4 protein-coding genes and 2 pseudogenes are annotated in these 6,481 nt (G+C 64.4%); 3 read left to right on the top strand and 3 right to left on the bottom strand.

Going from position 1 to position 6,481, the window contains the following annotated elements:
• Nucleotides 1-288: 288 nt before the first annotated feature.
• From HDG34_RS32555 to HDG34_RS32545, 3 genes and pseudogenes are all read left to right on the top strand, one after another.
• Nucleotides 289-585: a hypothetical protein gene (locus tag HDG34_RS32555; protein WP_184066385.1), complete on the top strand. Its 297-nt coding sequence runs from the start codon at nucleotides 289-291 to the stop codon at nucleotides 583-585.
• A 723-nt stretch (nucleotides 586-1,308) separates the two neighbouring features.
• Nucleotides 1,309-1,725 (top strand): annotated as a pseudogene (locus HDG34_RS32550) (type VI secretion system baseplate subunit TssG); the annotation flags it as partial.
• Nucleotides 1,726-1,730: 5 nt separating this feature from the next.
• Nucleotides 1,731-1,928: pseudogene (locus HDG34_RS32545) on the top strand (type VI secretion system lipoprotein TssJ); the annotation flags it as partial.
• A 13-nt stretch (nucleotides 1,929-1,941) separates the two neighbouring features.
• On the opposite strand, the gene HDG34_RS32540 reads toward HDG34_RS32545, so the two are convergent.
• The 3 genes from HDG34_RS32540 to HDG34_RS32530 form a co-directional block, all read right to left on the bottom strand.
• Nucleotides 1,942-2,535, bottom strand: a complete 594-nt coding sequence (locus tag HDG34_RS32540) for a ParB-like protein (protein ID WP_018423007.1) — start codon at nucleotides 2,533-2,535, stop codon at nucleotides 1,942-1,944.
• A gap of 86 nt (nucleotides 2,536-2,621) precedes the next feature.
• A complete protein-coding gene (locus HDG34_RS32535) occupies nucleotides 2,622-4,274 on the bottom strand; it encodes a murein transglycosylase A (RefSeq protein WP_184066384.1) in 1,653 nt (550 codons plus the stop codon).
• A gap of 37 nt (nucleotides 4,275-4,311) precedes the next feature.
• A complete protein-coding gene (locus HDG34_RS32530; protein WP_184066383.1) occupies nucleotides 4,312-6,273 on the bottom strand; it encodes a serine/threonine-protein kinase in 1,962 nt (653 codons plus the stop codon).
• Nucleotides 6,274-6,481 lie beyond the last annotated feature (208 nt).

The raw sequence follows: 6,481 nt of genomic DNA, 5'->3' as shown, positions 1-6,481 counted from the left end.
TTCATCAGTGTGAGTCTGTTCCGTGAGTTGCCTTCTATAACGTCCTCAGCTACGCCAACGATGACCACCGAGCTGAATAAATCAGCGCTTCCCTAATCTCACAGTAAAACTGTTTTGCTCGTCATTGAGCATCGTTGACGCCGGAATTGGCAGGTCGAGAGCAGGGAAAGCCCTAGCCGGGAATTGCCCGGGATATGACAATTGTTGACAAACGCGAGTCGAGAATGATGCAGCATCGATACATGGCGAAATGCTGTTATGTAGCAATGGGTGAAGACGGAGAAGAGCATGGAGCAAACCTATCGTTATCGGGGATTCGACATTGTGGTCAACGCGTTGCGCGCGACCGATATGTCCACCCGTGTCGGCAGTGCCACGGCGCGGCGCGCGTACGTGGCGAGCGTCACGTTGAAGACGCGGCTGATCGGCGGCGAGTGGTCGACCGTTTTCCGGGTAGCTTCGGTGCCCGGTCGTTCGTCGACCGATCTGCGGGAAGTGCTGGCGGCTGGTTTCGCGGCCGCCATTCGGGTCGTCGACGACGTGGTGAGCGTGATGGGCGACGGGTTCGCGCGCAAGGCGGCCTGAGTTCCACACGAGGCGCTCGGCGCCGCGGTGCCACGCGGCAGGCGTGATCGCGCACAGGGGTGCCCAAGCGGTCCCGGCATTTCAAAGCGCTCGCGATCGTTGACCGTCGACTACGGTTGTCGGTCGTGGCGAGCGTCGAAATAACCACGCGTATCCCCGCGGTGCGTGTGTGTCCCAGGCAGGGCGTGCTCGTCTCCTCAGCGTCCTGTTGTTTTAATCCCGCCCCCCTGTGCGGGATTTTTTTTTTGTCAGTGGACATTGCGGGCGCTCGGTAATGCACTGCCACATCCGCACGAAAAGAGCATGTTTAGCTCGCGATTTATATCGGCTGTGTGAAATGCGGGTGAAAAAGCAAGCGGAACAAATAATGCTTATTCGAAAATCCTTTCTGTTTGCCGTTATTGTCTCCGTCGCGCGGACGACTCAGACCGATAGTCCCGATCCTCACGAACGGCCCGCGCGCATGAATGCGGCGGACGGCACACTGGCCACGTGATCGCTTGCTAACGGGGCAGCAAGGAAAAAAGCCTCGAACACGAGGCGTGATCGAGGCTGCCGAAGGACAGACTCAATGCCTGTCTGGGAAGGTCGATCGGACCCGTGATCGACCTTGCCTACTATAGCCAGTTATCCGCCGAGCAACTGTGAACAAATGTCGCGGTCGAATCGACCGGCGAATTCGCGAATAAATCTGAATCGAAGCGTCGGATTCGATTAGCAGCGCGCACAGGAATTCCGGCGGGCGAGATCGCCGCAGTCGAATTCGCTGCTGATCCGGATTCCCTGGTCAATGCCGCGGCGCCGACCGTGCGCACGACGTTCATGGGTCTTTACGGCGTCGACGCCGCGATGCCGTCGCACATGATCGACGAGATCGTGATGCGCGAGGAAGGGCACGAAGCGGTCGAGGCCTTTCTCGATCAGTTCAATCATCGTTTCGTCACGCTGCTGTATCGGGCGTGGAAGAAGTACCGCTATCCGGAAAGCTTTCGCGCGGGCGGCAGCGATGCGCATTCGCGCAATCTGTTGTGCCTCGCCGGCTTTGGCTGGGGCAACAAGCCGCAACGCGCCGGCTTGTGCGATTCGCGGATGCTCGCGCTGCTCGGTCTGCTGATCCAGCAAACGCGCACACCTGAAGGCTCGCGGGTGCGTCGGCAAGCCTGTCGCAACCGATGCGGGCCGACACGAACTATGTGGCGGTCGTCGCGTTCTATCGCAATCCGGGTAGCGGGGATGGTTGGAAGTATGTGATAGGGAAGAAGAAGCTCGATGCGGACAAGCCGTTGAAGATCTCGTTGATGGATCAGTTTCTAGTGCCGGCGGGCAGTGCGGCCCACGATTAAGAGGGCCGCCGACTCAATCCGTGCGACCGAGATAGCCCGGTAGCCCCAATGCAGAGTCGCTCCTGGCCAGCTTCAAGGCTTCCTTGAGCAAAGCTGTGAACTTTTCGTCGCTATCGGGCCGCGGCAACGTCGCGCGAAAGAAGTCGGCCCAGCGAAATTCTTCCAGCGGGACACTGGTTTTTTCATAGCCGCCGGCATCGCGGACCGCTGCCGCGAGGCTTCGGTATTCATCGTCCTTCATTTCCCACACGTGCTCCGCCAATTCGGCAAACGGCCGGCGCATGCCTTGCGCGTCATACGGAAAGGTCCATCGTTGGTTTTCCATGCTGAGCCAGAACGACGCCCACGTGTACGACGAAAGATCCCGCACCAGCACGACCGGAACCGCGCGCACGCCCACCTGCCACAGCGCCGCCGCCACATGGTGATGATCGATCGCGAACGGTATGCCGTTGGGTCCGCAGACGACCGGTATCGGCTTTTCGGCGATGGCCATCTCCAGGTCATGGCTGCTCAGGGACCGGTATTGGCGGGCTTTTTCGCGGACCTCCCGCGCGCCGTGGGTCATTTGTGTGGGACGGAGCTCTTCGATTTGCCGCGTGTCCATGTCAGTCTCCTTGTCTCGATGCGTTGACGCGGCTCCCGCAAATTTCATGCCCCAGGGCGAGGCGTCGCCCACTTTCCGCCAGACGTCTACGGCGCATCGTCCACACACAGCACCGGGTCGCTGACCAGACAATCCGCATCAGACGCGGCAGGTCCGCCGCCGCGCGTTTTCAACGACGTCTGCTGCGCGGCGATGCGCAATCCCTTGGGCAGCAGCACCCACATGCGCAGCCGCTCTTTGGTGTGGCTCGCCTGGGTCTGCGCGGTTTGACCGAAGCCGTAGAAGTAGTCGGCTCTGACGGCGCCCTGAATCGCACCGCCCGAATCCTGCGCGAGCATCAGGCGGTTGATCGCGCCGGGTGCCTGAGGGTCGTCACGCGTGGACACGAATACCGGCGCGCCGAGCGGCGTGGTGCGCGGATCGACGGCCACCGAGCGGCCCGCCGACAGCGGCACGCCCAACGCGCCCAGCGGACCGTTCGGTGAATCGGGGATCACACGAAAGAACACATAGCTCGGATCCGAAACCGCATACACGGGATGAGGTTTCGGCGTGGTCGTCGCCAGGGTGAAACCGCGCAGCAACGGCGACGTGGGTTCGCCATCGTCACCGTCGGCGGGCGCCGCCTTGCCTTCGTTGCTCGTAGCGGGCGCGCCGTCGCCGCTGATGTCGACCTCCATCTCCATGCCGCGCACGACGAGCTTGCGCGCGCCGGCCGTCGCGTTGCCGCTGTGCGCGAGCGGCGGCAGGAACGGCCGGCCGTTCTGTTCCGCATAGGCGAAGCGGCGAATCGAGCCGTCGCTCATGCGGACCTTGCCCGCGCCTTGCAACTGCATCGAGTACAACATCACGGGGTCGTCGACATAGGCGAGGATCGGCGCCTTCAGTGCGCCGCGCTCGATCTCGGCGCGGGTGTAGTACGGCACGATGCGCCCGCCATCGAGCCGCAGTCGAATCTTCTTGTCGCGGATATCCGGCACGCTATCGCGCAGATCCAGCGCGTAGACGCCTTTGAGGTCGCCACTCGTCGTATCGCTGAGCGGGATCACGTTACGTCCATCGATGCGAGCCGCGCTCACGTCACCTCGCGCGCGGTCCGGCAGGCGCCGCGCGTCGAGGTAGAGCATGTCGGCCGGCGTGCCATAGACCGGATAAAGATAGGCGCCGCCGTACTGCTGGCTGCCATTGAGCAGCGGCTCGTAGTAGCCGGTCATCGTACCGTCGAGCGAGCGGTCGGGATTGCGGATCTGGTACGCGTTGAAATACGTTTCGAAGAATCGCCGGATCGCCGCGACGTCGCCAACGTCCACCGTTCGCGCGGCATTGCACGGTTCCGACCAGCCGCTGCGCGCGCCGAGCACGGTGCAGCTGCGGCGAAACGCTTCCCATGACGCGGTGACGTCGTCCGTGTCCCACCCGGGCAGGTCGGCGAAAGCAATCGGCTCGTAGTAAGCGTGGCGCGTGGCGAAGCCGCCGCTCAACGCAGCCTTGGGACGCGGGTTATTGGAGCCGGTGGACGTGCCCGAGACCGTCGCGTGTGTCGTTAGGGGAGCCGGCGTCGGCCCAGGCATCGTCGGCGGCGCGGGTGGCGACGCTTGCGCCGTCGGCGCCGCCTGCTCGACCGGCGACGTCGCCGTGTGGCTCGTGTCCCCCAGGATGACGCTGGTCGCGGGCGTGTTGCTCGCGCAAGCCGCGAGCGTGGCTGTCAGCGCAAGCAGGAGAAGCTGAGCCCGTTGCATGCGGCCTCCTTGCGGACCATCGCGAACGTCGCGCGCGCTAGCCTGGCGGCTTGACGGCATCGATGGTGAACGTGGCGGCGCCGAACGCGCCGGCGCAATCCGCCGTGCCTGCCGGGCAACGCGGCTTGCCCGCGAACGGCGAGTAGCGCGGGCCGCGACGCGCGGCCGCTTGCTGCTGGGCATCAGCGGGGAATGACTGGAACGGCGCCGCGGACTTCAATCCACCGTCGGAAAAATCGCGCGGTGTCGTCGATACGAGCGTCAGAAAGTGGTTGGGACCGGGCGGGTTGCCCGCCAGCATCGGCCAGCTGGCGCGCGGCAACGACAGCGTCTGACCGGCGGCGATCCGGTTGTTGCGATCGAGTCCGTTCGGAAACAGCATCAGGTATTGACCGTCCGGATCGACCATGAACACATACACGTAGCCCGCGCGGTTGCAGTCGAGTTTGAACTGCAGATAATCCTTGCCGATCGTGGCGGACGTGCTGCGCGGTGTGGCGGTGATCTGAATCGATGGATCGGCCAGCGTCACGATTCGCTCGAGTTCGCTCGCGGGGGTGAAGGGCGCGAGGTCGTCGGCCTGCGCGGGTGGTGTGGCGGGCGCGGCAACCGTGGCGGGCGAGGCAGGAGCAACCGGGGCAACAGGGGCAACAGCAGCAACGGCTGCCGGTCTTTGAGCGGCATTGCCAGGCGTCGGCGCAGCCGTGTCGCGCGCATCCGTGCTTGCCGTGACAGCCGGGCGCGCGGCCGGTGGCGAACGCATGGCAAACCACGTACCGACCGCCGCGAGCGCCACGACGCAAACGGCACCTGCTGCGATCAAGCCCGTGCGTTTCTTTTGACTACCGCCAGCCGCAGGAACGGCCGCTGTGCCTGGCTCATTGCGCTTCGCCTCGACTGTCGCGGCCGTCGTTGTTCGCGGCGCACTGGTACCCGCTGTCTCGACGGAAGCGCGAGTCGTGGGTTCGATCGTCGCAGCGGCGTCATCACGCGTATCGATGGCAATGCCCAGTTCGTCCGCCAGCGCCTGAACGCTTTGCGGGCGCTGTTCGGGGCGGACCGCGAGCGCATGGTCGATCGCGCGCAGGAACCGCTCGCTATAGCGGCCGGCCGCCGCCGTGGCGAGCGGCACATACGTGTCGCTCATCAGTCTGCCGACCGACGGCGGCGGTGTCTTGCCCTGAATCGCGAAATAGATGACCGCGGCGAGTGCGTACACATCGGTCCACGGCCCCTGTTTCAAGGCGGCCACTTCGGCATATTGCTCGACGGGCGCATAGCCGGGCTTCAGGATCACCGTCAAGGCCTGGGTCATGTCGCCGATCACGCGCCGCGCCGCGCCGAAGTCCAGCAGCACGGGGCGGCCGCTGCCCTTGAGCAGCATGATGTTGTCCGGCGCGATGTCCCGGTGATAGCACTGCGCCGCATGCAATACCGCCAGCGCTTCGAGCAGCGGCGCGAGCAGGGCGCGCAGCCATGCTTCATCGGGTGGGGCACTCATGCGGCGCAAGCCGTCGCGCAGCGTCACGCCCTCGTAGTACGGCATCACCATGTACGCGGTGCCGTTGGCCTCCCAGAACCGGTACACCTTGACGAGCGAATGATGATCGAAGCGGGCGAGCAGTCGCGCCTCGTTGATGAAGCTTTTCAGGCCGGCGCGAAAGGTGTCTTCATGACGTTCCGAGCGGACCGACACTTCGGCCGCGCCGACGCGCGAGGCCAGCGCAGCGGGAATGTATTCCTTCAGCGCGACGTGACGTCCTAGCTGGGTGTCGTAAGCGAGATAGACGATACCGAAGCCGCCTTCGCCAATCAGATCGACGATCTCGAACTCGCCGAGCCGTGTGCCGGCGGGCAGCGCATGTTGCGCGTTCGAACCCTGCGCGGCGGGGCGGGTGACGACTGTGCGATCGGCGTCCGCCGCTTCGGCGGGGTTCTGCTGGCCGTCCGGTCCGGACGCCCGTTGCACGATCACGGTTTTGTCGTCGGGGCTGCTCATCGGCTGTGGCTCCCTGGAGGGTACGACGGCAGAGCCCGGCACACGCGAGCGCCACCCTCACGCGCAGGCGCGTCCGTCTTTAAGACGAATGAGCGGGTCATTTTTTGAAATCAGGCGGGCGCGCGTGCCTGAGCGGTGGTCCACGTGCGGCCGCCGGTTTCAAAATCGGCCGGCCGGATTCGTCTATACGGTGTTAGTCAACCGCTGC

It is taken from the genome of Paraburkholderia sp. HC6.4b (assembly GCF_014200875.1).
GTDB classification, from domain to species: Bacteria; Pseudomonadota; Gammaproteobacteria; order Burkholderiales; family Burkholderiaceae; genus Paraburkholderia; species Paraburkholderia tuberum.
Note: the sequence above shows the minus strand (reverse complement) of the source record. Positions and strands in the feature narration are given on the sequence as shown.

What these genes read in the sequence shown, in the direction of transcription:
- HDG34_RS32555 (WP_184066385.1), top strand. Translation starts at nt 289, where the DNA reads ATGGAGCAAACCTATCGTTATCGGGGATTCGACATTGTGGTCAACGCG.
- HDG34_RS32540 (WP_018423007.1), bottom strand. Translation starts at nt 2,535, where the DNA reads ATGGACACGCGGCAAATCGAAGAGCTCCGTCCCACACAAATGACCCAC.
- HDG34_RS32535 (WP_184066384.1), bottom strand. Translation starts at nt 4,274, where the DNA reads ATGCAACGGGCTCAGCTTCTCCTGCTTGCGCTGACAGCCACGCTCGCG.
- HDG34_RS32530 (WP_184066383.1), bottom strand. Translation starts at nt 6,273, where the DNA reads ATGAGCAGCCCCGACGACAAAACCGTGATCGTGCAACGGGCGTCCGGA.